The organism is Natrinema sp. LJW11, from assembly GCF_056135975.1.
In genome coordinates this window covers 724,802-749,200 of record NZ_JBWBDM010000001.1, presented here as the reverse complement: position 1 = coordinate 749,200, position 24,399 = coordinate 724,802, and the positions used below count along the sequence as shown (strand labels likewise).

Below are 24,399 nucleotides of genomic sequence, written 5' to 3'. Positions count from 1 at the left end.
ACGAGGTCGCAGTTTAACTTGTATACTAACTATGAAGGCAGCAGTCTACCGAGGCCCACGAGACATTCGAATCGAAGAGCAATCCGAACCAGAACTCGAGGACCCGAAAGACGCTATCATCCGCGTCACGCACACCGCCATCTGCGGGTCGGACCTCTGGTTCTACCGCGGCGAAGAGGAACAGGAAGAGGGAGAACCCGTCGGTCACGAACCGATGGGGATCGTTGAGGAAGTCGGCGACGACATCCGGTCAGTCGAACCCGGCGACCGCGTGTTCGCCCCATTCGCGATAAGCTGTGGCGAATGCGAACTCTGTCGTAAGGGACTCCACACGTCGTGCCTGAACGGTGGCTCCTGGAGTGGCGAGGGCCGTGGCGCGCAGGGCGAGAAAATTCGTGCGCCACAGGCCGATGGGACACTCGTCCGCGTCCCCGACCGGTACGCCGACAACGAGGACACGCTTGAAGCACTCCTTCCGCTTACGGACGTGATGGGGACAGGCCACCACGCTGCTGTCTGTGCGGATGTCGAGGCCGGCGACACGGCCGTCATCATCGGTGACGGTGCCGTCGGGCTCTGTGCCGTTCTCGCCTCAAAACGACTCGGCGCGGAGCGCATTATCGCGGTCGGCCACCACGAGGACCGCCTCGAACTCGCCGGGGAACTCGGCGCGACGGAGACCGTCTCCAACCGGGGTGAGAAAGCCATCGAGGAAGTTCAAGAACTCACGTACGGAGGCGCGAATCACGTCCTCGAATGTGTCGGCGCAGAATCCTCGCTGGAGGCCGCGGCCGGTATGGTCCGCCCTGGTGGCGATATCGGCTACGTCGGTGTCCCGCACGTCGAAGATCCGGCGTTCATACAGCCCCTGTTCTTCAGTAATGCGTCGCTGACCGGTGGTCCTGCCCCTGTCCGGGCCTACGCGGAGGAACTCATGGACGACGTTCTTCAGGGCACCCTCGATCCGTCCCCAGTCTTCACGAAGACCGTCGACCTCGACAGCGTTCCCGAGGGATATGAAGCGATGGACGAGCGAGAAGCTATCAAGGTATTGGTGAAAGTCAACTAGTAGTGAGTCAGGGTCGAACCCGATCACGGACTTCTCATTTTGGGCTCGTACCGTCGTTTGAAATTTTGGATCTGGTGGTCAAGAACTACCCTCGTCTCCAACGAAGAGTCTGAGTCAGACACAGGTCTTTAAACAGGCCTTCTGGATGGCATGGCACCGTCTAGTTAGCGCGGTTTGAGCAGTGAGCAGGTCGTAGAGTTAGTTTGGAATATGCTCGCAGACCTGCTCAGCGAGAGCTACGTGGCGGAATTTAATGAAAATTGAGAGCGTGAGCGGACGGCAACGCCCGTTAGGGCGTTCGCCGCCCGGCTCCATGCGACCGGTTGTTCCTTCGGGAGACACAAGCAATTCTTCGCTCACTCGGCGTTGAACGCTCTCATCAAGCGATCCGGAACTGGGTACATCGGCTGGCTGACAGCGTGCCAGACCCGCCGACGTCCACGAGAGCGAAGATCTCGTGCGGCCTATTAGAACGCGAACCGTTCTGAGGACGGTGAAGCCGTCGCGGGTCACAGTTGATGAAACCGCTGTCAGGATTAATGGCGACCAATCTTGGATGTACGCTGCAATAGACCTCGACACGATACTCATTCTCGACATCGCGCTCTTTGGACGGCGAGGCACGATCCAGCTGCTGCGTTTCTGCATGGACTCACCGAGAAACACGATCTCTCTCGTGCTGAGTTTCTCGTCGATGGTGCTGGATATCTGACTGCCCTTCATCGATTAGGATTGAGCGGTCACCTCGACTGCGTCGATCGAAACCACATCGAAAAGTTGTTTCACACCCTCAAAATGCGGATCGACCGCTTCCATAACTCGTGGGTCGGCAGTCGAGCGAGCCCAAGAGAATACTTGAATAGTTTGTTCACTACTATAACACACAGCTACCGAACATGTAAATTAACAAACAAGTTCCAGCGGAGGTGCTAAACTATACAGTGCTGTAGTATAAATTTCTCAGACTGCATTGTATCCACTACCTCTAACAAAAATCCACCACCGTGACGATCGGCCTCGGCAGGGGGCAACAAATCAACCTCCAAGCGACCGGCAGACGCGACGGCCAGCGCTGTCTTTCGACTAGCGCCTGATAGCTGTTGTGCTGGCAATCGCCACGGACCAATTTCTATTGGCAACGAATTCAACACGATCGCGTCCCTTGGCTTAGCTGTCGCGTTAGCGCAAACGCGACTCCCCCTGAGCCGCGAGCGGGCGTTTTCCTGCCTCGCGCCGCCGCGGCTCTTTCAGATACACGTGTAACGTTCATCGAGCCACTAAATTGATAATTCATGATATGGTGGGCACAATTGTCGCGTCACACCCACAGTACGCGACATGCCCGCCGACTCCTCTCAAACATCTAGGCGGGCGGTTTTCGAGATACACCGGGTTTCGAATGAAACCTACTGGCCACGCAATTGATAATTCATGATATGGTGGGCACAATTGTCGCGTCACACCCACAGTACGCGACATGCCCGCCGACTCCTCTCAAACATCTAGGCGGGCGGTTTTCGAGATACACCGGGTTTCGAATGAAACCTACTGGCCACGCAATTGATACCCCCCGGCCGTGATAGTCCCGACTGTCGCGTCCGAGGTATGCGCGACAGTTCGATCATGCCGTCCGGCGTCAGTTGCTGCCAGACGCTTTCGCCGTGCGTTTCGCTGTTCGGTTCTACTGGTCGTGTCTTCGTTCGCTAGCACCCACGCTCGAGCCGCCTGTTCGGGTTGGACGTCTTTCCGATCACTGTGATACTCGACGAGAGCCTCGATCACGAGGAGTTCCTCCTGGGGAGTACGATCGTACATCGCCGACCTTGGCCACGGCATCCAATAAAAAGAGTCGAGCTAACGACGGTGGTACCGGCCCATCACATCGTCGATCGTCTCGCCACGCCCGGCGGCTAGATTCCGTGCCCGTTTCCATACTTGCCGGGCGTGGTCAGGATCACGCTCTCGAAGGTCGTTATGGTAGGCGACTAACACCTCGATTAGGAGGAGGTCGTTAATCGTCAGAGACGCAGGCATACCATCGGGGCCAACGACCGCTGGTAAAAGTGATTCGGCCGCCGACTCACTCCTGTCGTTCGTTCTGGATCCGCTCGAGCGTCAGAACGCCTTCTCGATGCGTCTCCCACTCTGAGCCGGAACTCGGAGATGCTGGTAGCAGTGGTTCTCCCTTGAAGAAGGATCGAACTGCGCCGTAGGCGTTCCACCGAGTCGCGTTCGTCGGGAGCGCGGGATACTCTTCATCGGTCTGGCGATCGGTGAGCAGTAGCACTCACCCGTCGGGCGTCTTCCGACACTCGATCGAGATATCGGTCTCGAGATGCAGTCAGACCGTCCGGTCGTAGGCACGGTGCGTGATCGTCCAGCCGTCCGGAGCACTGGCGTCGAACAGTGGGATGTATCGACAGAGCGTTCCGAAGCGTCCGACGTAGGTCGTGTCAGTGGCGGGCTCTGTTGGTGTACTCATGAATAGTGGAACACTGGACGTACCATACTTAGACAGTCACATTTACCGACTAAAACCGTACTGGGGTCCAATCATTGCCCGTTCCCAATATCGGCCATAGTGGAACCGTAAGGTCTGTAACGGCACACGTCGCCGTTGAATCGTCGTTTGTGGTTTGACGACGGGTACACGGAGTGATCTCCCACTTCGGACTCTCCTCGCCGTCCTCGCTGTCTTCGTCGGCCTTCCACGGTGGAGAACGGCCTTTGAATCGGAGCGATCGGGACTGAGATTCGGATACGGATTCGGCCATAGAAGAGTATCGCGACTGGCGACGCTAAGACCTTTCTGCCGACGTGGTCTCGAGCGCCTTGGCTCGAGAGTCAACAAATGAACCGTCCCACCGCTTCATGATCGGCTGAAACGACGGGCGACGGTCCTCGTAAAGGTCCTTGTAGCGCATCACCGTGAGTTTCTCATCATCGCGTTCATTAACAGTAGATAGCAGCATGTTTTCTTTATCCAGATATCTTCGTGAAACACACGGTAAGTACAGGGGAAGAACGTATCATGAACCATGGTTTTCGATTGTTATGGTTACAGAGTCAATAACGGTATCCGTGGTAGCATCACTGATATTGTCCGTGGTAGTATTAGTTGTAGTATCAACAACACGAATTTCATATTTTCTCTCCTCACCAGCGTCCCACGGTGGAGATACTGAATTCTGATATACGGGTGGTGAGGCTGGCTCTATGGTATTGAAACCCGATTGGTCCACAAACTCCAGAGAACCATTTACGTGCTCATATACTTTGAAACTATATGTTGAATTCCCAACAGAGGTATTGTTCGTATCTATATAGCTGGAGTTATATTCAATTTCGTAATTCACTCCTTGCCAGTTATCAACGAACTCGGCAGAAGCATTTTCAATTACAGTGCCATTGGTGGGTTCCCCAACAGTTGTCGAATAGTCCATGGTCAGACTACAGCCAGCGAGCGGAACTATGATGAGAAGGAGAACAGTTCCCAGTAGCATCCGTCGATTCACATTAATAATCCATCATAACACAAGCATAAGTCTTCTCATCGGTCAAATGGCCTTTCCTCCCTGTTATTCGTTCAGTTCGCACACATAGTTGCCGTTCAGTACAGGTCAAGTAGGTGTTGGATCGACGACTGATTTATCCGGGAGATAGCAGAGACTGCGTGCTGAATGCAGCGGTGGAAGTTAGCCTGGAAGACATCGAGTTCACAGTGGAGAACCCGCATCACTCACTGGTCATTTACTCCCTCTTGATACACTCGGCGTATGCAGGACACCATCGACGAAGATTTGTTCCTCGTGGGTCAGAGTGACTTGATGATCAGAATATTGGAACGTAAAGGTCCAGTCGCCCTTCTCTTGCTCATACACTTTCTCTAATATTTCCGGGTCGATGTACTCGTACAACAAATCGAGTTCCCCTGGTTCTACCGCATCTTGGGCGGCCACCGCTTTGACAACGTTGGTGACAACGTCAGTTCGCGTCATCGTTAATTTTCTTCTGGATAATCCTACAGTTGTCAATCAAGGATTCGGGGATTTCGTCCATCGACTCGAACACGTTCTCAACGATAAATGCCGGTTCCGCAAAGTTGGGGCCACGCTGGACACAGAACCGTTCGGGATCCCAGCGAACGTACCCTTCTTCGGCGAGCTTAGGGAGGTGATGATGGCGCAAGTGAATAGCTAATGACTCAGAGTCCATCGACTGGTTAGGGGATTCTGCAGCCTCAGGTAGCGAGAGCCGCCGCTCTTGTGGCACATCCAGCAACGAATTGATGATTTCTCGCCGCGGCTCGACAGAAAGGATATCAAATAACTTATTCCACCGCTCAGCCCATTCCTCATCGTTAGACGGACTTGCAGTCATACTCTGGCCAATTGTCTCTACGCACTTCACCCTTGTTGGCGTGCAACTTTTGATAATTTCCATATTTTAACTTTACCATATCTATCGAGGATCTCCATCTTAGCTGCCCTTGCAGCCAATTCAGCGAACCATACTGCGAGATGTGTGCTGTGTATTCAGCACGGCTCTACAGAAGTCACCAATAGTTGGTAGAGGTACCAGCGTTAGATTCGCACACCTACATATCGGTTGGGTCACCGAAATCGGAACGAAAATAGCCCTATGAGAATCGTCCAATAACTCTCTCCTAATTACCAAGCCCCAATGCCTCGATTTGTTCTTGGTATCGGTTTCGAATGGTAACCTCAGTTACTTGAGCAACATTGGAAACTTCCCTTTGTGTCTTTTTCTCATTACAGAGGAGTGCGCTCGCATAAATCGCAGCCGCGGCATATCCAGTCGGTGATTTTCCTGACAACATCCCTTTTTCAGCTGTCGTGTCAATGATTTCATTTGCCTTTGCCTGTACTTCTTTGGGGAGATCAAGCTCAGAACTGAACCGAGGCACGTATTTCTTCGGGTCAACAGGTTCCATCTCAAGACTGAGTTCCTTGGAGAGATACCGATACGTGCGACCAATCTCCATGCGTTCAACGCGTGAGACAGCGGCGACTTCGTCCAGCGATCTTGGAATCCCCTCCATACGACAAGCCGCATACAGTGTACTCGTGGCAACGCCCTCAATTGAGCGTCCGCGAATGAGGTCCTCGTCAAGGGCGCGACGGTAGAGGACACTAGCTACCTCCCGAACAGATCGCGGGACTCCTAACGAAGAAGCCATCCGGTCAGTTTCAGAAAGCGCAAATTGAAGGTTTCGTTCGCCAGCATCCTTTGTTCGGATCCGTGTTTGCCATTTCCGCAGCCGGTTCATCTGACTCTTCTTTTCTGCAGAGAGGGACCGCCCATAGGCGTCTTTATTTTTCCAGTCGATCGTGGTGGTGAGCCCCTTATCGTGCATCGTCTGGGTCATCGGCGCACCAACGCGAGATTTGCTTTCCCTTTCCGAGTTGTTGAATGCGCGCCATTCCGGACCGTGATCGATGGCCTCTTCTTCAAGAATCAACCCACAATCCTCGCAGCTCACTTCGCTCTCATCTGGACTTCTAATGAGTGTACTTGAGTCACATTCAGGACAGGTCTGAACGTCCTCTTGTTCAGTTGATTCGCGCTCTGTCTCATCATCACGCTCTTTCTGACGAGTCGGGCGTTCCATCAGTCAATTGTCTATTGTCTCTCTGGAAGGTTAAACACTCAGGGTATTAGTGATGGATCGGTTCGGCTGTTGGTCGACCGGTTCAACCAGCAACCGAGACCATACTCTTCCTGAATGGCTCGAGATACTGACCCTCTCCCTCAGACATCGGGCTCACCCTCTGCTTTCTCGAGCGTGAACTGCTCGAGGTAGTCCACTGAGTTTCCATAAGCGAATATGGACTCATACGCCGGTGTAGATTGGGTGTCGCGGGGCTGGCTCACGTGGGGACGAATGGCCAAGAGTGGACTGTTCAAATGCATCCGTCGATACAAGCGTCTGGTTCGAGCTGAGCGAGACCTATTTCCCGGGGCACACTGACAAGATCACCACGACCGACAACACGACTCACGGAGAAGGATGCGGACATTTCTGCGACTAACAAGAGGGACAAGGACGTACCGGTGCTTGACGTGGCGGAGCAGCCGGAGGGTGAGACACGGGAAGACTACTTTCCACCGGAGAATCAGGGCGTGTAGTGCTATATAGGTGCCTAAGTGGCCGATACGAACCTGCCGGTTCCCCGTACGCATATCTGACTAGTCGGTGTAGGTCGTCAGGCATGACCGCAGAGACTCCTGATGTGACGTTTCATCGGTCAGCTAACTTCGATGCGGCGGCACCGACACTGATCGAGGGATTACCGGGCCACGGACTGGTGGCTTCGATCGCCGTCGATCAGATTACCGACCAGCTGGACCTCGAGCAGTATGGGGCGATCCGGTCCGATACTTTGCCACCTGTTGCATCGTTTACGGACGGTCTGGTCCAAGACTCGGTACGCGTCTACGGTGGTTCGGATCCTGATATCATGACGCTGCAGAGTGATGTCCCGATACCGGAAGACGCATTCTCGGATCTGAGCCAGTGTGTGCTGGAGGAGCTGGTAGAGGACTTTAATCGGGCGATCTTCCTTGCTGGTGCACCGGCCCAGTCTGAGGAACAGCAGGGTAACGTCGTCGGCGTGGCAACAACCAATGACCTGAAGACGGAACTCGAGGAGGCGGATATCGCACTTGCAGAGGAGGATGGCGCTGTGAGTGGTGTGACCGGTGCCCTCATCAATGCGTGCTATCAGGCGAATGTTCCGGCAGCGTTGCTGCTCGTCCGGGCGGATCCACGGCTCCCGGATCCGGCCGCGGCCCGGTCCGTGATCGAGAACGCGCTTGAACCGTTCGTCGAGTTCGAGATCGACACCAGTGAGCTACAGGAGAAAGCAGAGGAGATTCAGCGCCAGAAACAGCAGGTCGCACAGCAATTACAGCAGGCGCAGGGCCAGCAGGAAGAACCTGTCCGGGGGATGTTTCGATAGGAGATCACCTCGATCTTGGGAGATCACGCTGACCCGGTATTTCGGTTATTCGATCGCGTATGTCGCAATTTCTGATCCACCGCATGTCGGACAGTACTCTGTTCGCTGATCCACAGTCGTTCCACAGTGCCGACACTCATGGATCACGTCCGCATATTCGGGTTCATCTGGGCGTTTCGGTTCCCTGTCTGTCGAGACCGCTCGTTTCAGACGCTCCCAGCCCCCCATATTGAATCACTCGTGCCTGTTTCACCAGTAACGCCGAAAAGCGTTTCGCTGGTCTGTCTACTCGCTGTCCTGCGATATTCGTCTTAATAATACGGGGCGGCGTGTGGACTCAGATGTCTTCAGGTGGCTCGGTGACGCGGAGTTCGTTGTCAACCTCGTAGAGGTAGCCACGCTCGAGCAGCCGCGTCAGTGCATGGTCAGCATCCCCCGGTTCAAGCCTGATCTCGTCAGTGGATCGCAGCACTTTGATCGCCTCGTCACGAGGGATCGCCAGGACGTGGCGCTGACTTTCACCGTGTTCCTGCCTGGTGATGTGATCACAGAGGATATTGTATGCGTCCAACACCCAGTCGGAAAGTGGTGGACGTGGATCAGTGGTCAGGGACATCTGTCAGGTCACCTATCAACAGACTGTTCTAGATGCTCGGGCTTAACTATATCCCCAGGTTTGCCTGTCAACACAGTACTTGTGACCGTTCGCACGGTGATCGAGTGTACATGATGTCACGTACTAGTATATCTGATTAGCCGCAGAGAGGAGCACGATTGTTTGATCCAGAACTGCTCGTGAAACCCGCATTCAGTACAGGCAAAGGCGTTACCGGAGCGGCTATCTTCCTCTCCGATAGCTGCCAAAAGCAACGTGCTGAATACAAAGCGAGGGCCTTGTTTAGATGCTCAAACGTTCGCAGTGTAGAGTCGATCGAACTCATATCGACGTGCTAGTAGCTCGGGGAAAATACCATATCTACTAGGAAGTGAAGCGGGACGAGTTCGTTGTGCACACGAAGACCTCCCACTTCACAGAGAGGGTTGTGTCGCTCGCCCAAAAAGCCGTCGTTGGTCCGCCAGCTCCGGCCTACCGTCCGGGAGAAGAAGGCTACGCTGACTGGGTGATTCTTGTCGTTCAGGGGTTGAAGGAGTATATCGGTCATCCGTACCGGAAGCTGATGGACGTCCTCCGCGAGATGCCGGGAGTGACGAAATCACTCGGATTGACGCCTGAAACGGTCCCACACTTCTCGACTGTATGTACACGAAAGCAGGCGATTCCGATGAAGCAGTGGCGTGCGATCCTCGATCAGTCCATCGAACTGTATGATCTCGGTAATGTACAGGCGATCGATGCAACTGGTGTCGATCGCGTCCAGGCCAGCCAGCACTACGCAAAACGGACGGACTACACGTTCGAGGCGGTGAAGACGACGCTGCTCATTGATTGTGAAACCAGTACGATTCTCGACATACACTGTTCGATGAAACAACCGCACGATACGCAAGTCGGCTGGCAGGTGTTAGTGCGGAATCTCGACAATTTGGCGACTGTCGCTGCCGATAAGGGCTACGACTGGGAGGAACTTCGCACGAGGTTGCGTGCAGAAAGTATCACGCCGCTGATTCCGCAACGAGATCCTGGGATGCGGAGGTGGGCGAGAAACTTGCTCATCAAGGATCGGGCGTATCACCAGCGCTCGAACGCTGAATCGGTGTTTTTCGGACTCCGACGCAGATACGGCGATACGCTCTGGGCGCGAACCTGGTTCGGGCAATTCCGTGAACTTGTCATGAAACCCGCGGTCCGCAACATCGAACGCGCCATCGAGGACTCACACCCGTGAAATCACGCGTTCAAACAAGGCCCAGAGCGAGTATTCGGCAGAGTACGTATGTTACCGGTCAGCCTCTGTGGGGGACTCAAGTGGGGTTGACTGGGTGGAGAGATGGGTATCCGTGAACCCGGACTCGAACTTGAGACCATAGCCGAATACTCGATCAGCGCCGATATGTCCAGCCCAAATTAGTGCGATGAGAAGAGCGAGTCGGCTATCTGCCCAGAAACCGAAGGCACCGAGCGCGAGCGGTAGTGTGTACGTGTGCACGATATTGTAGCTCAGACTTCCGAGTCGTGGGCCTGCAAGATACCCGATCATGGACAAGTCAGGGGACAGCGCCAGAACTACCAGCATCCAAATTGGCCCGTCAAGCGTGAAATAGCTCCCCAACGCGATTCCCACCGCGGCCAATCCCTCGATACGTAAGAGTGTCTGTGGCTCCATGTGGGACCTCTTCTATCAGAGGCATAAAAAATATAGCAGGTCAATTGCTGACTATGCGCCTTGGGTCTTGTTTAGACGGTCGAAATCATCTGAGTTAGGCCCTGAGTGATTGTTCGATGTTTCTGACGGCGGCCTTTAGGACGAGTTCTCGGAACTGTCCAAACCACGTTCGTGCCTTAAGTGTTGAACCGAATCGCTTGCGCAACGCGAAAAACATCGATTCTGCGATAGACCGCTGATGGTAGGTTTCATCATCAATCCGGGCATTGTGTGCGGCGTCAAGCGAGTAGAACTCACGATGCTTGATCACCGGTCTAATCCCCTCGCTTCGCAGCATCTGTCGGAGTTCGTCCCAATCAAACCCTTTGTCAGCGACGACGGTTTCCACGTTGTCGAGGTTCCTTTTCAGGACTTTCCACGCAATCTGCGTGTCATGTGGTAGATTCATCGAGCAGTGTACGTCGAGAATAGCCCGCGTAGAACAGTCTACAAGAATAGTGGTTTCGACCGACTCAAACGTCCCTTTGACACGCTTTGCATAGTTATGGCTAGACGAGCGATGAGCGATGCTGGTCGAGTCGATTGCTTGTACCTCTCCGGTATCGAATAGTTCCGCAGACAGCTGCAACAGCATTCGCCAGACAGGCATCTTGAGTTCTTGCTTTCGAGCACAAACGGTGGTGAAGCTCGGCAGCTCATTCACTGAAAGCCCGAGTTTAGCGACGATAGCAGGCATTTCTCGAAGCACATCTAGCAATTGCCGGTAGGAGTGATCGAGGTATTCTCGAAGGCCATGAATCGCCACAATTACCCAATCAGCGTAACCACATTTTCCTTTGCTGAGAGGTTCTTTTGGATCACTTCCGACAGCTTTTTGAGACAATTTGACGCATCGTTCGGTGAAGCGGGCCAGTTTGGAGTGCACATCCACCTGTGCTCGCTTCATTTCCTAGAGTTCCCGACATAGAGGCAATATTACTAGCGTCTAAACACGGCCTGCGCCTTGTATTTAGCACGACTTACTCAACACCATTGCCATTTGATAGAAGCCGCAGTGTTCATTCACACTGTCTACTTATCGGTTGATTCGATTAGAATAGATTGAAAAACGCCTTCGAATCGTTCTATATTCTGCTTGAGCGAGATTACTGCTCGCTTGGTTGAGGAATCACGACTGGGTACCAGTCATCTTTTTCATGGCCTTGTAAGCGTTCAGCAAATCGTCGATGTGCTTGTGTTACTGCCATGACGAGGCGGACTTGGCTTGCCTTACCGTGATACTCCGTTACGTGATCTGAGAGATACACGTCGCGGAGGAGGTATTTGGGGTGATAGTCCGGGCCCCACGCGATCATAAACCCTTCCACCGAGTGCACCCTGAACCCAGACGGTCCGAAATGTAGCGCGTTGAAGGTTTCCTCCAGGTCATCTCTGTGCCCGTCCCAAACTGAACTTCCTTCTTCGAGAAGTGTGTGTAACAACTGTGCGTCAAGCTCGTGTTCGTCAGCTACGGCGATGACGATATCCTTCGGGATTGGATGCGTCCATTCCGCGTCAGCCGAGTCGGAAGTGCGTGTCTCTGTCATAGTGCTTCTGAACGGTTGCGTATGTTTGCTTGCCGTTCAGGTACACCGGCAAAATAACCACCGTGGTTTAAACCCTGGCCCGCTGAGAGCACCGCCCCCCGGATTCGGGAAATACGACGAGAGTCGCAGTAAGTACTACTCTCTACCGGCTCGGATTTTCCGAATCCTGCTGTGATGGCGTCGGTAATTCAATGGAACTTATAGAACCGCACTCATGCGAGCAGCACACTCTGGATACGGACGTTCAACATTCTCCAAGTTCTGAAAGGAGCGCTGCTCATCACACCGCCGTTAGTGCTTGTGGCCGTATCAGATCGGATGTGCCTCTGATTGGGTGCCTGTAGGTATGATCCTAAGAACGTATCAACCAAGATGTGTCCCTCATAGCGGCTGAGTTCCGTTGTTCTGGAGAAAGCATTACATCGAAGAGTGGTTTCACGCGCGCTTGGTATCGCTGATCGTTCTCGTTGTTCGCCGTCTAAACAAGAACTATGGTTCTAGGAAATTCGACGGGCCCCTCTCGGAATCGCCGTGGACGGGGCTAAGAAGCATGTCTGTCGTGGTGTCCGGTGCGGCCGTAGCTGGCAGTGGGTAGAACGCTAACTCCTTGAGTGGCTTACCCTTTTAAAATACGCGTTCATGAAATTGCATTACTCCGATGTCTCGAACTCCTTCAGAAACAGAGTCCGTCGGTCGATTACGACCGTCTACTGGTGAGTGCTACAACTCTCAAGATACCGAACGGGTCACCGTCACCCAGAGTGCTAGTGTCGTGTCGCATATCACTCCAACCGGGACTGAGAGACTGAGCGTCAGTGACTGGGAACCTGTTCCGGACCGATTCGACGAGAGCACGCATGAAACTCTCGTAGAGAGGCTCCGGACGGCAGCCGACGCTCTTACCGCGACTATCGATTCTGCTCTGCCCGAGTCCCTACAGGATCAGGTTACGGAGTGGTGCGCACTCCACGGGCTTGATGCTCCGGTTACGACGCATACTCGGACGATCATTGCTCGGCAAGCTGTACTGAACGTACTTCTCAAGACGACACTCTACGAGTGGCACCACCAGCACGCCGACCTGCCATCGCTACCCACCAATACGCGAGAGGCACTTCGACGAGCAGCGGATCAAACAGAGAATTCAGCGTTCAGCGAGTGCGTTCTTGATGAGATCGTTTGGTTCGCTGACGACGCCGATCTCGCACCGGTAGTCGATGCTCGGGACTGGTTGCTGGAGTCGAGAGAGCCGGCTGAAGCCATCGGCCGGCTCTATGCAGACCTGACGTCGAATGACGACCGTCAGATACTCGGTCAATTCCGGACGCCCCCAACTGTCGGGACGCTCATGCAGGCGTGGGCAGCCGGTGGCGATGACAGTGTGCTTGACCCCGGGATGGGAGCTGGTGTCCTATCAAGCCCATTCCACCCGCAGTGGGATGTGAGCACAGAACCAGCCCACGTTAACGGCATTGACAAGAGTCCCCTCTCGAACCTCATGGGGACGACCGCGCTCACGCTGTACGGGCAGGCGCACGACCCGCGTACGACTGATTTTCTCGACCTCTCACCAGCAGACCTGCAGCGAGATGTCGACGCGATCATCTGCAACCCTCCCTACACGAGTGGAGATTCGCTCCCGGCAGCGTACAAAGACCGGATCAATGCACAAATAGAGCAGTCGATCGGGAACGAGATCAGCGCACGCTCACCGCTCCATGCGTATTTCATCTACCACGCACGACAGTTCCTCTCTGCAGGGGATTGCGCAGCCTTTCTCACACCGCAAAGCCTCCTCACGACACGTTACGGAGAATCCCTCAAGCAGTTCCTCCTAGAGGTGTTCTCGATCAAAGCGTTCGTCCAATTCAACCCGGCTGGTGAACGAATCTTCCCGGACGCTCACACGACGGCCCTCATCACATTCTTAGAAGCAACACCTGAGAATGAAGCAGATGGCGAAACACGGTTCATTCGCGTCGATGACTCGGTTAGCGGGTATGAACTTCGTGACGCAGTCAAGGAGGGTGAGCCGGGACGCACCGACTGGGGATTCATCAACTGCGTGCAACAAACACAGCTCGATCCAGTCAAGAACTGGGAAGCATTATTCACCCCGACGGACATCGATACGAGTAGTTTCAGACGCCTTGACGAGTTCGCCATAGTACATCGTGGCGTGACGACTGGTGCAGTCGATTTCTTCTGCCTCTCACAGGCCGACGTTGACGACCTCGAATTAGACAACGAGCATCTTTCCCGGCTGATTCGGCGGCCAAGACTCGTCGACGGGTATGATTTCCGCGACGAAGACTGGGAGGAACTACGAGAGAGCGGGGAGGACGTGTGGTTGTTCGATCCTGACTTGATCCAAGAGATCCCGGAGTCGATCCGCGTATTTACCGAGCAGATGGCTGAGGACTCATCGGGACTACCAGACGACGACTCCGGCAGGGTAGCGAATGTGCTTGCATATCTGCGTGACGGCGTTAGCAAGCACGGTCTATCAGAGACGACTACGTTCGAAGATCGTCCGTACTGGTACCGGCCGAGGAGACAAGACTCTCCCCAGGTTCTGATTCAAAACGCGAGCGGAGACGGATTCACGTTCCTGCTGAATGAGACAGCGGCCCGAAACATCCACAATTTCGATGGACTCTACGACGTGACGCTGAACGAGACGGAACTGAAGGCGTTGCTCGCGTATTTGAATAGTGGCGTTGCCGAACGGGTCGTTTCCAATTACACGCAGACCCGGCAAGGTGGTTTGGAAAAACTGGGGCCGGGAGCTCTCAAAAAACTGCCTGTGATTGATGTGACCAACATAGATGATGAGTTGACGACTGACCTTGCTGACTTGTTCGATACGCTGCGAGAGACCACACGCCGCGACGATGATTGCGAGTCCGTCATTAATCGCATCGATGCTGTACTCCAGCAGACCCTGTGATTCAGAGTTCGTTTCTGACTCAGATACTTGGCTTGGTGATCCCGACGCTCCTTCACGAGAGTCGCAGTAAGTACCACTCTCAGCCGACTCGGATTTTCGAATCCTACGATGATGGCGTCGGTGACACAATAGACCTTCCAGAACCGTCGAGCTCTCGTGCAAGCGGCACACTCTGAATACGGACGTTCAGCCCTTCCCAAGATTGGAAGGTCCGTTGCTTATCACATACTGGTGTCAGTGCTTGTGGCCGCGTAGGATTGGACGTGACTCTGGTTGGGAGTCTTTGGGTATGATCCTGAGAACGTCTTAATCAAGATGTATCCGTCATAGCGGCTGAGTACGGATTTCTGGAGAAAACAATACCACGAGATCCACTGGGGATTCTAGCGTTCGGCAGAATGTACGTACTCACGTGCTTGTTGACATACTCATGGATGTACACGAGTACGTACCCAGAAACGTACTTGAGCCAAGGGTGTATTATGTGACCCCATACTGGTTTTCAGCACCGCGTATTCTTGAGCGCTCGGCAATGGGCCTCAGCTTCCATTTCATCGGCGGCGGGGTCGGTGGGAGTTCCCGAGCCGGTCGTGACTGAGGTACGATACCCAGAGCCTCAAGTAGTATCAACAGATTCTGTGAATCAAGGTGAAGATGTGTACGAGTTCAGTATCTCGCTTGAGAATTCGAGATTGATGATATTGCGATTGATGCAGAGGCTACTCGTCCATAGTCCACAGGAGTGGGCGATACGTAGTGGGAAGCGGGTCGCTGAAGATCGTATGTGGGTGGTTACCCCATCCGGTCGAGTGCGTCTTGCCGATCTTCTACAGGCACTTGATCGTATTTCATCGTTGTCTCAGCACTCTTATGCCGAAGTTGTGCCTGCGTTGCCGCTAGGTCTTCTTCCCGAGTCATGTAGGTCCCGACCGAGTGTCTGATTGCGTACCAACTCATCTGCCGGTGTTCTGTCTCGATATCTGCGAGATCACAGAGGTTCTTGAGGAGATAGCGAAGCGAGCTCGTACTGTACGGGTTCTTTTTCCGCGTCAGCCAGATCGCGTCTGTGTCGTCATACTCTGGGTACGCCTCCCGTTCTGCTAGCCATTTCTCTAGTGCTCGTGCTGTTCGACTTCGGAGTCCAACAACCCAGTTATCGCGGTTCTTGGAACTGTCCTCTTTGGGAATTCGGAGCACCTCGTTTTCGGTATCGATCCAACCGACCCGCGACCGCTCTACCTCTATGGGGCGGAGACCAGCATCGAGGCTTGCCCACACGAGCGAGGGAATCCTCCAACTGTTCGCTTTCTTCCAGTCGTCGGGTTTGACTTCCGACTTCGGTTTCTCGAATCGCTGAGAGAGGTAGCGCTTCCAGCGATCCCGCTCGGCCGGGGTGAGGTTGTTGTAACTGGGAACAGATCCATACTCCAGAGCGGCCTCGCGGACCGCGCTTCGTTCGTCCCGGGTCAGGTATTCGCGGGGGTTTGTACTGGAATCTTGCGTGAAGGTGATCTCGGGGTCCCACTCACTGAGGCCGTGTTCGTGTTTCCGCCATTTGAATAGCATCTTGATTGCTTTCTGGCAGTTGCATTTGTGGGTCTGGCTAACATCCTGTTTTGCGAGGTGAGTCATCCATGAATCGGCGTGCTCATGGGACACGTTCGCGGTATAGCCGCCCTCGGACTCCCAAACAAACCGGTAGAACTGGTCCATCCGGTTGGCACGCGGCTTGACGGTCCCCCGAGCATATCCGTCGGCTTTGTCTGGTGTTTTTCCGAAGGTTAACAGCCACGTGAGACAGTCCTCGCGTTCGGATCGGTAATCAAGCTGCTGGCGTTCGTTCAAGTACTGCGCTGCTGGCTGGGTGACGAGTGAGAACTCATCAAGATCTACCATGCCGAACCCCTCCGGAGAGCGCTGAGATTCCGGTTGGTTAGTCCTGTTAAAAAGGATGGTCGGGCAAGTGGGTTAATCGCTGTACGGCGTCGGGGTGGTCGGATCCTAGTTTCTGGATTGGCTTGAAGCAATGGTGGACACACTCATTGTTCACAGCCAAAATCGCAAGACAGCGGAAGGAAGGAGTGCTCCGACTGGGATTCGAACCCAGGTCATTGCCGTGAGAGGGCAATATGATTGGCCGGACTACACCATCGGAGCGCGACGCGCCGTCTCGCTCCGGGCCCTGCGTTGCGGTAGTACACAGGACGTCGGAGCGGGCGTCGTCTCTATTCAATCGTTGCGCAGTACGATGTTTAAGGATTCCGTTTCGTTTCGGGGCTGTCGACCTCTGCCACGCGAGAGCGGCTCAGGGGCCGGCGTTTCGGTGGCGGCCGCTACTCGTCGAACGGCGACTTGGTCGCTTCCGGTTCGAACCCCTCGAGACTGATAATGTTCTCGCGGCCGACGCGGAGCTTGCTGATGGTGCCGTCGTCTTCCATATCGGAGAGCAACATGCTGACCTTGGACTTCGACCAGCCGGTTTCCTCGACGATGTTGACCTGTTTCATCCGGCCGCCGTTCTCTTCGATGAGCGTTACGACGCGGTCCTCGTCCGTCATGAGTTCCTCGTCGGAGAGCGGATCGGGTTCACCGTCGGACTCACCGCTCGTGTCGGCCGCTGCTGGCGGTGGCGTCGAATCGTCGGTAGAATCGGACGTCGTAGCGGCGACGTCCTCACTACCGGGCCCGCGTCGTCGGTACCAGACCACGGCTGCGACGGCGACGCCCGCACAGAAGAGGGCACCGACGAGATACCAGCCCAGACCGAGAGTACTCATCGTCTCGAGGAGTCCGGCTTCGGTACCCGCGGCGCCGGGCCGATCGAACACCGCTCGGGGCCGGCCGTCGATGAACTCTCGCTGGCCGCTCCACCGAACCGACTTCGCGTTCTCGAGCGAGGTGCCGGCGTACTGTCCGTCCTCGGGTTCGATAGAGCGGAACGTGAGATCGCCGCCCGCCTCGATCACGATCGCTTGATTGGACGCGAGCGGGATACGTTCGAAGACGTCGCCGACGACGATCCGGTCCGCTTCGACGACGCCGAATCCCGTCCAGGTAAACGACATTTCGACGACGCCCGTCGCGGTAGATTCGTTCTCGGCAGCGCCCGTTGCGGTGAATCGTTCTTCGACCTGCGCTGAGCGGCGGAAGTTCGTCGCGTCCATCTCTCGACCGGTCGTCTGCGCACCGATTTCGGTCAGGGTGTGCGATTGATTGGTAAACCCGTCGTACAACTCCGTCTCTGAGGATTCGAACTCCTCGGCGAAGGTCTCGAAGTTCTCCCTGGCAGCGGTCGCGTTGTCATCGTTCGCGAACAGCCGTTCGTATCTGAACGTCCACGTCGCGCTGCCGTTTTCGTGGACGGTGATCTCGAACGTCGTATTGTCGAAATCCTGCGTTTCCTGGGTGACGAGCGGGCTCCCGTCCGCCTGAGTGGCCATCGCCGCGGATCGCGCCTCAATCGGGGCCGGCTCCGTAACTGATTGCGAAGCGGACTCGGTGTCGGCCGACGCGATCGGTCCGCAGACCCCGGCCACGAGCGCGAGGATGACGAGAACGACGAATCCGACGGTGCCCGGCCGGTTCATTCGTCTACTCAGTACGTGCCGGAGCTAAAAATCCTTGTGAATAGCGTGATCGCCGTAAACTGGATCACGGGCCGGGTCGTCGGTGGAGCGTTCGAGGGCCATCCGCTCGAAACTCTCGAACCGCCGGGTCACGTTGCACCGTCCCCTCGGCTCGCTCCGGCCCGTGTCGATAGCCACAAATCACTCGACCGAGTAGCGCCGCCCATGATATCGAACCTCGCGGAAGGCGTCCGAGCGTTTACCAGTAACGTCTTTCTCGTCCCCGGCGATCGGCCCGTGCTCGTCGATACGGGAGCGAACTTCGACGTCGTCGACGCCGTCCGCGATCGAATCGACGACATCGACGCCATCATCCTGACGCATACGCACCGCGATCACGTCGGCAACCTCGAGGCGGCCAAAGACGCCTTCGGCGTCGACGCGTGGGGGTACGACACCTCGATCGACGGCGTCGACCACCCGATCGCGGACGAGGAGACGGTCCGGTTGGGTGACGACGACTACGTCGCGCTCCACACGCCGGGACACAAAGACGACCACCTCTGTTTTCACTCGGCGGACGCGAGCGTGCTGTTCGCGGGCGACCTCGTCTTCCAGAACGGGAGCTTCGGCCGAACCGATCTCGAGGAGGGCGACCGGGAGACCCTGATCGAGAGCATCGATCGGGTGCTCGAGCGGATAGATCCGGGACTCGAGGCGATGCATACGGGTCACGGGCCGAGCGTGACGAGCGATCCCTACGAGCACGTCGAACTGTCTGCGCAGATGGCGCGACAGATGTAACCTCGGTTCGTCCGGCCTCGAACTGCCGACCAGAACGCTGGTCGGAGCGGCGGTAGATTCGCGGAGAGAGGTTAGACCGGTACTCGTCCAGCGGCGTCGAGCAACGCATCGTACGCCTGATCGTACGCACCGGCGATCCGCTCTGGATCCGATCGGATATCGGTACGCAGCGGTGGCAGCCGGACGCGCTCGAGCGGATCGAGATACTCGAGCGCGTCGGGGACGCGCTTCTCGAGCGTTCCGTCTCTGGGGCTCGAACTCGCGATCTCGCAGGCTCGACAGTAGCGATCGCCGTCGTAGATCCGAACGCGACCGGGTTCGACGGCCGCGACGGCGGCGATCGACGCTGGATCCAGCGACGAGAGCGGAAGCGCGATGTCCCCGTAGGATTCGACGACGGCGACCTCGGCCGCCTCGATCTCGTCGGTCAGTCGTTCGAACGCGGGGACGTGCTCCCGTTCGGCGAGGTCGTTGTACTCCGCGACGGTCTCGACCGGGATCGCGTCCGCGAGCGGGAGGGCGTCGGTGACAGCGTCCGGCATCTCGGCGGTCGCGTTGCGGACGAACAGCGACTCCTCGACCCCGCGACCGATCCGGTCGACGAGGAACTCCCGATCGGTCCTCCCGAGTAGCCCGCTTCCGCCGCCGGGGGTGGGCCGCCAGAGCCGGTGGACGGGATTGAGTCGTTCGGGCGGTCGACCCCGGCCCTCCGCTGCCGAGAGCGCCGTTGCATCTTTGCCGTAGAGCCGCCCTTCGTCGAGGGCGCGACGGCAGTCGTCGTGATCGAACCAGAAGTCGTTGCCAGCGCGGGGCTTGTAGCCGGCCGCGCCGGTTCGAGCGAGCAGACCGGCCGAAAACGTGGTCTTGCCGGCGTCGACGCGATCGGCACCGACCACGAGGAGGATCATTCGCTCAGGCCGTAATAGCCGGGCTCGTCCTCGTCGCGGGGCTCCGCGACCACGAGGTCCTCGGCGTTGGTCATGACCCACGGGATCGCCCAGTCGAGCAGAATATCCTCGGTCTCGCGATCGATATCCGCGTCGGGCTCGAGGCCCTGCAACAATCGAGCGATTTCGTAGACGGTGTACATCTGGTCGTCCTCGAGGAGTTCCGCCGGCGTGTAGAAGTCACACGGCGGGAGGTTCTCGAACTCGGATTTCGGGACGGGCATACACCACCGTACCGTCGGCCGGTGCCTAAATGGTTCGTTCCGAATCGATCGATCGAGACGGGAACGGACCGTCGACCGCGATCTGTACGTGTTTCGATGAGCGCCGCTTCCGGACCGACGCGACCATTGGTCGCTTGCGAAACGGCCATTGCACTTTACATACTCGGTACTCGAGTACGAACGATGATACAGGGACCTGCCCCCATTCTATTGATTTACGTACTTTCGGCGCTTCTGAGCGGCGGACTCGCGGTGATTCTCTGGCAGCACCGCGACAAAACCGGTGTGATCTCGCTTCTCGGGACCGTCCTCGCGGCGGGGGTGTGGGACGTGTCGCTGGTGTTGCTGTACGTTATCAGTCATCCCCTTGCAACTACCGTACTGACCGGCACGTTATTCCTGGGCGTCGGATTCGCGACGATGACGTTTCTCGTCTTTACCCTCGTGTACACCGGACGGGAGGAGTTCCTCACGACTCCGATACTCGCCGCCCTGTCGGCCGAACCGATACTGTTGGCCGTCCTCGCCGTCGTCAATCCGTCACATCTCTTCTTCGAATCGTTCGACGGGTCCCTCGACCCCGGTCCGCTGCTCTGGATCCACCTCGGCTACGCGTACCTCGTTTTAGGACTGGTAACGGTCCTCATTCTCGGTTTTCTCTACCGGTCCCGGTCGCTGTACACGGGCCAGAGTGCAGCGCTCCTCGCCGGAACGCTCGCGACCTGGGTCGCAAACGGCGTCTACGTCGCCGGATTCGTCGAGTTCGATACGTCACCGATCGGATTCGTCGTGGCCGGATCGTTGTACGCGGTTGCTATCGTTCGCTACCGACTGGCCGACGTCGTCCCGATCGCCCGCGATCGCGTCATCGATACCGTGACTGACGGCGTCTTCGTTATCGACACGGACGACCGGATTATCGATATTAACCCCGCCGCGCGGAACCTGTTCGAGGGTGCCGACCGATCCGTGATCGGAACCGACGTCCACTCGTTGATCGCCGGCTATCCCGTGTTAGAAGAACAGTACGACGAGATCACGTCCGCCCCCGTCGAATCGGAGCGGGAGTTTTCGCTCGATACCGTCGCCTACCACGTCCGGTCGACACCGATCGAGGACAGGCGGGAGCGCCACGTCGGCTGGCTGCTCATCATTCGCGACATTACCGAACGGAAACGCCACGAGGAACGCCTCGAGCAACAGAACGAGCGGCTGGAACAGTTTGCAAACATCGTTTCCCACGACCTTCGAAACCCGCTGAACGTCGCGGACGGCTACCTCGATCTCGCTCGCGAGGCCGACGATCCGGCCTCGTATTTCGACGAGATCGATCGATCACACGACCGAATGGAGACGATCATCGAGGACGTGCTCGCGCTCGCCCGGGAGGGCTCGGCGGTCACCGATCCCGAACCGGTCTCACTCGCCGAGCTCGCCGAGCAAGCTTGGGAGAGCGTCGACACCGGCGATGCTACCCTTTCCGTGACGGCCGATATGACGATTCTCGCCGACGCGAAGCGGGTGACACGCCTGCTCGAGAACCTGTTTCGAAACGCCGTCGAACACGGCTCGACGAACCCTGATTCACAGGCTCGTCAGGACGCCGTCGAACACGGGACAACGGACGGAACGGACGGCGGCGCGGACCCGATCGGGTCGTCGCTCGAGGTCGAGGTGGGTCCCATCGCCGCGGGCGAGGGCGGTGGATCGATGGGGTTCTACGTTGCAGACGACGGTCGGGGACTGCCCGACGACGGCGAAGACGTCTTCAAGGACGGCTACACGACCGACGCGGAGGGAACCGGATTCGGACTGAGCATCGTCCAGGGAATCGCGACCGCTCACGGCTGGACCGTCACCGCCGGTGAGAGCGAGCGCGGCGGTGCCAGGTTCGAGTTCACCGGCGTCGATTCCGACGGTACCAGCGAGTCCGCCGCGGACGATTCGTCCGAGACACTCGGAGTTCCCGCGCGGGCGTCCGACGGACAGTCATCGGACACGACGCCGTCCTGAACCGACGCCGTCGGTCAGTCGATCGGTCGTTCGAGCGACACCAATGGCCGGTGCCTATTACTTGATTCGGGCTCGCTATCGGGCGTGGCGGATCCCCTGTCGATCACTCAGACGATCTATCTGCTCGCCACGCTCACGGCCGTCGTGGCGAGCGCCTTCCTCTGGCGGTATCGGAATCGAACCGGCGCGCCGTCGCTCCTGTCGCTGCTGGGCGGACTCGCGATCTGGAACGGATCGGTCTCGCTCTTTCTCGTCACCGATAGCGTCACGGTCGCCTCGCTCTCGCTCCGAACGGTGTCGGTCGGTCTCGCGCTCGTCTCGCTGATGAAACTCCTGTTCGTCCTCGAGTACACCGGGCGGGAACGCTTGCTTCGGCCGCGGATCGTCGGCGCGCTCGCGATTCCGTCGGTGGCTCTCGTGCTCTTGGCGTACACCAATCCAGGCAATCTCTTGTATACGACGCTGGAGCCGGCCACGGCGGGACCGATACCGATCACCTACGAGTTCGGCCCCGCAGCCGTGCTCTACCTCGGGTACGTGTACGCAGTGAACGCCGCCACTACCGCGATGATCCTCGAGTTCCTGTATCGATCGCGGGCGGTGTATCGCGGACAGAGTTTCGCCCTCCTCGGTGCGGCGGTGGCACCGTGGCTCGCACACGGAATCTACGTGCTCGACCTCGTTGCGATCGATCCGATGCCGATCGGTGGTATCGCGTCGGGGGTCCTGTTTACGGTCGCCGTCGTTCGGTACCGACTGTTGGATCTCATGCCCATCGCCCGGGATCGAGTGTTCGACAGCGTCTCCGACGCTATCTTCGTCATCGACGATACCGACCGCCTCATCGATATCAACCCCGAAGGCCGCCGGCTGCTCGATCGCGCCGGCGACGATACGGCTTCTCTCATCGGTCGCCCGTTCCAACCGTTGTTCGCCGGAACGGACTTCTGTGACCGCTACGAGACCCTCACCGCCGGCGGGGAACGGACGGCCTCCCGGGCGACGATCGACTCCTCTCATTTCCTGCTGACGGGGACGCCGATCGACGACGACCAAAATCGACACGTCGGCTGGCTCCTGATCGCCCGCGACATCACCGACCGGACGAACCGCGAATCGAAACTCGAGGAATCGAACTCCCGTCTCGAGCAGTTCGCCAGCGTCATCTCGAACGACCTTCTGAACCCGCTAACAGTCGCCAGAAACCACCTCGAGTTCGCGTCAGAAACGGCCGATAACGACGAGTATTTCGACGAAATCGAACGCTCTCACGAGCGGATGGAAACGATAATCGAGGACGTCCTCACGCTCGCCCGCGAGGGGGCGGCGGTCACCGATCCGGAGCCCGTTGCGCTCGACACGGTCGCCGAAACGGCCTGGAACGGCGTCGAGACCGGATCGGCGTCGATCGTCATCGAGGCGGACGTCTCGATCGTCGCGGACCGGACGCGGGTGACGCGGTTGCTCGAGAACCTGTTTCGCAATTCGATCGACCACGGGACGGAGAGCGCGGACGGTGCCGGCCTCGAGATTCGAGTGGGGACCATCGACGACTCCGCGGACGGCTCTTTCGAGGGGTTTTACGTCGAGGACGACGGCATCGGCATTCCGGCCTGCCGGCGGGATCGAGCGTTCGAAGACGGGTACACGACGGACGAGGAGGGAACGGGGTTCGGACTCTCGATCGTCGACCGGATTTCGACGGCCCACGGCTGGACGAGCACCAGCACCGAAAGCGAGACCGGCGGTGCCAGATTCGAATTCCGCGGGGTCGATTCGGCCCCCGCTTCGAGCCCGGCGGATCCCGTTTCCGGTGCCGATATCGAGGCCGGGTCACCGCGGGACTGAATCACTCGTCGGGAATTCTCCTATAGTAACAACTAAACTGATTCACACACTGATCGCACAGCCGTCGCGCGAACAGGTGTGCAGTGACTTTCAGTGGCTACCATAGCGGACGGAACTCGCGATC

General features: G+C 57.1%; 21 protein-coding genes, 1 tRNA gene and 1 pseudogene. 8 read left to right on the top strand and 15 right to left on the bottom strand.

The genetic code is table 11. The features are described from left to right. Positions 1–31: 31 nt before the first annotated feature. On the top strand, positions 32–1,069 hold the full coding sequence (locus tag AC0QDI_RS03625) for a zinc-dependent alcohol dehydrogenase family protein (protein ID WP_474665311.1): 1,038 nt from the start codon (positions 32–34) through the stop codon (positions 1,067–1,069). A gap of 210 nt (positions 1,070–1,279) precedes the next feature. After that, positions 1,280–1,971, top strand: a pseudogene (locus AC0QDI_RS03620) (IS6 family transposase). Between the two features lie 1,178 nt (positions 1,972–3,149). On the opposite strand, the gene AC0QDI_RS03615 reads toward AC0QDI_RS03620, so the two are convergent. The 6 genes from AC0QDI_RS03615 to AC0QDI_RS03590 form a co-directional block, all read right to left on the bottom strand. After that, positions 3,150–3,356, bottom strand: a complete 207-nt coding sequence (locus tag AC0QDI_RS03615) for a hypothetical protein (RefSeq protein WP_474665309.1) — start codon at positions 3,354–3,356, stop codon at positions 3,150–3,152. 54 nt (positions 3,357–3,410) lie between these two features. Then, positions 3,411–3,551, bottom strand: a complete 141-nt coding sequence (locus AC0QDI_RS03610) for a hypothetical protein (RefSeq protein ID WP_474665307.1) — start codon at positions 3,549–3,551, stop codon at positions 3,411–3,413. 547 nt (positions 3,552–4,098) lie between these two features. After that, positions 4,099–4,512 carry a hypothetical protein gene (locus AC0QDI_RS03605; protein WP_474665305.1) on the bottom strand — a complete coding sequence of 138 codons (414 nt, stop codon included), beginning with the start codon at positions 4,510–4,512 and terminating at the stop codon, positions 4,099–4,101. Between the two features lie 303 nt (positions 4,513–4,815). Continuing rightward, complete coding sequence (locus tag AC0QDI_RS03600) at positions 4,816–5,067, bottom strand: HalOD1 output domain-containing protein (RefSeq protein WP_474665303.1); 252 nt, start codon at positions 5,065–5,067, stop codon at positions 4,816–4,818. Beyond that, entirely contained in the window at positions 5,054–5,449 is a 396-nt protein-coding gene (locus tag AC0QDI_RS03595) for a DUF7344 domain-containing protein (protein WP_474665301.1), read from the bottom strand. The genes AC0QDI_RS03600 and AC0QDI_RS03595 overlap by 14 nt, the downstream gene beginning before the upstream one ends. A gap of 286 nt (positions 5,450–5,735) precedes the next feature. Further along, positions 5,736–6,701 carry a transcription initiation factor IIB gene (locus AC0QDI_RS03590; RefSeq protein WP_474665299.1) on the bottom strand — a complete coding sequence of 322 codons (966 nt, stop codon included), beginning with the start codon at positions 6,699–6,701 and terminating at the stop codon, positions 5,736–5,738. 601 nt (positions 6,702–7,302) lie between these two features. Between AC0QDI_RS03590 and AC0QDI_RS03585 the strand changes: the two genes are divergently transcribed. Next, positions 7,303–8,052: a proteasome assembly chaperone family protein gene (locus AC0QDI_RS03585; protein WP_474665297.1), complete on the top strand. Its 750-nt coding sequence runs from the start codon at positions 7,303–7,305 to the stop codon at positions 8,050–8,052. 337 nt (positions 8,053–8,389) lie between these two features. Here AC0QDI_RS03585 and AC0QDI_RS03580 read toward each other — a convergent pair whose 3' ends face one another. After that, complete coding sequence (locus tag AC0QDI_RS03580; protein WP_474665659.1) at positions 8,390–8,626, bottom strand: hypothetical protein; 237 nt, start codon at positions 8,624–8,626, stop codon at positions 8,390–8,392. Positions 8,627–9,038: 412 nt separating this feature from the next. Here AC0QDI_RS03580 and AC0QDI_RS03575 point away from each other — a divergent pair, with 412 nt between their 5' ends. After that, positions 9,039–9,899, top strand: coding sequence for an IS5 family transposase (locus tag AC0QDI_RS03575; RefSeq protein ID WP_474665295.1), 861 nt, complete (start codon positions 9,039–9,041; stop codon positions 9,897–9,899). A 51-nt stretch (positions 9,900–9,950) separates the two neighbouring features. On the opposite strand, the gene AC0QDI_RS03570 is transcribed toward AC0QDI_RS03575, so the two are convergent. The 3 genes from AC0QDI_RS03570 to AC0QDI_RS03560 form a co-directional block, all read right to left on the bottom strand. Next, positions 9,951–10,337: a DUF4260 domain-containing protein gene (locus AC0QDI_RS03570; protein WP_474665294.1), complete on the bottom strand. Its 387-nt coding sequence runs from the start codon at positions 10,335–10,337 to the stop codon at positions 9,951–9,953. Positions 10,338–10,431: 94 nt separating this feature from the next. Then, positions 10,432–11,283, bottom strand: a complete 852-nt coding sequence (locus tag AC0QDI_RS03565) for an IS5 family transposase (RefSeq protein WP_474665292.1) — start codon at positions 11,281–11,283, stop codon at positions 10,432–10,434. Positions 11,284–11,482: 199 nt separating this feature from the next. Further along, positions 11,483–11,923 (bottom strand): hypothetical protein, encoded by a 441-nt coding sequence (locus AC0QDI_RS03560; RefSeq protein ID WP_474665290.1) that lies wholly within the window; start codon positions 11,921–11,923, stop codon positions 11,483–11,485. 772 nt (positions 11,924–12,695) lie between these two features. On the opposite strand from AC0QDI_RS03560, the gene AC0QDI_RS03555 reads away from it, so the two are divergent. Continuing rightward, a complete protein-coding gene (locus AC0QDI_RS03555; protein WP_474665288.1) occupies positions 12,696–14,873 on the top strand; it encodes an Eco57I restriction-modification methylase domain-containing protein in 2,178 nt (725 codons plus the stop codon). Positions 14,874–15,665: 792 nt separating this feature from the next. Here AC0QDI_RS03555 and AC0QDI_RS03550 read toward each other — a convergent pair. The 3 genes from AC0QDI_RS03550 to AC0QDI_RS03540 form a co-directional block, all read right to left on the bottom strand. After that, positions 15,666–16,769 carry a tyrosine-type recombinase/integrase gene (locus AC0QDI_RS03550; protein ID WP_474665286.1) on the bottom strand — a complete coding sequence of 368 codons (1,104 nt, stop codon included), beginning with the start codon at positions 16,767–16,769 and terminating at the stop codon, positions 15,666–15,668. 186 nt (positions 16,770–16,955) lie between these two features. Further along, positions 16,956–17,030 (bottom strand) — tRNA-Glu (locus AC0QDI_RS03545). Between the two features lie 176 nt (positions 17,031–17,206). Then, positions 17,207–18,460, bottom strand: a complete 1,254-nt coding sequence (locus tag AC0QDI_RS03540) for a helix-turn-helix transcriptional regulator (protein ID WP_474665284.1) — start codon at positions 18,458–18,460, stop codon at positions 17,207–17,209. Between the two features lie 204 nt (positions 18,461–18,664). On the opposite strand from AC0QDI_RS03540, the gene AC0QDI_RS03535 reads away from it, so the two are divergent. After that, a complete protein-coding gene (locus AC0QDI_RS03535) occupies positions 18,665–19,243 on the top strand; it encodes an MBL fold metallo-hydrolase (RefSeq protein WP_474665282.1) in 579 nt (192 codons plus the stop codon). A 71-nt stretch (positions 19,244–19,314) separates the two neighbouring features. Here the strand turns inward: AC0QDI_RS03535 and AC0QDI_RS03530 are convergent, their stop codons facing one another. Both AC0QDI_RS03530 and AC0QDI_RS03525 read right to left on the bottom strand, forming a co-directional pair. Then, the gene (locus AC0QDI_RS03530; protein ID WP_474665280.1) at positions 19,315–20,151 is read right to left on the bottom strand and encodes an ATPase; all 837 of its coding nucleotides are present in this window, start codon (positions 20,149–20,151) and stop codon (positions 19,315–19,317) included. Continuing rightward, complete coding sequence (locus AC0QDI_RS03525; RefSeq protein WP_273738537.1) at positions 20,148–20,414, bottom strand: DUF5827 family protein; 267 nt, start codon at positions 20,412–20,414, stop codon at positions 20,148–20,150. The genes AC0QDI_RS03530 and AC0QDI_RS03525 overlap by 4 nt, the downstream gene beginning before the upstream one ends. Before the next feature lie 183 nt (positions 20,415–20,597). Between AC0QDI_RS03525 and AC0QDI_RS03520 the strand changes: the two genes are divergently transcribed. Together AC0QDI_RS03520 and AC0QDI_RS03515 are read left to right on the top strand one after the other, a co-directional pair. Next, entirely contained in the window at positions 20,598–22,427 is a 1,830-nt protein-coding gene (locus AC0QDI_RS03520) for a sensor histidine kinase (RefSeq protein WP_474665278.1), read from the top strand. A gap of 84 nt (positions 22,428–22,511) precedes the next feature. Continuing rightward, on the top strand, positions 22,512–24,275 hold the full coding sequence (locus AC0QDI_RS03515) for a sensor histidine kinase (RefSeq protein WP_474665276.1): 1,764 nt from the start codon (positions 22,512–22,514) through the stop codon (positions 24,273–24,275). The last annotated feature ends 124 nt before the right edge of the window (positions 24,276–24,399 follow it).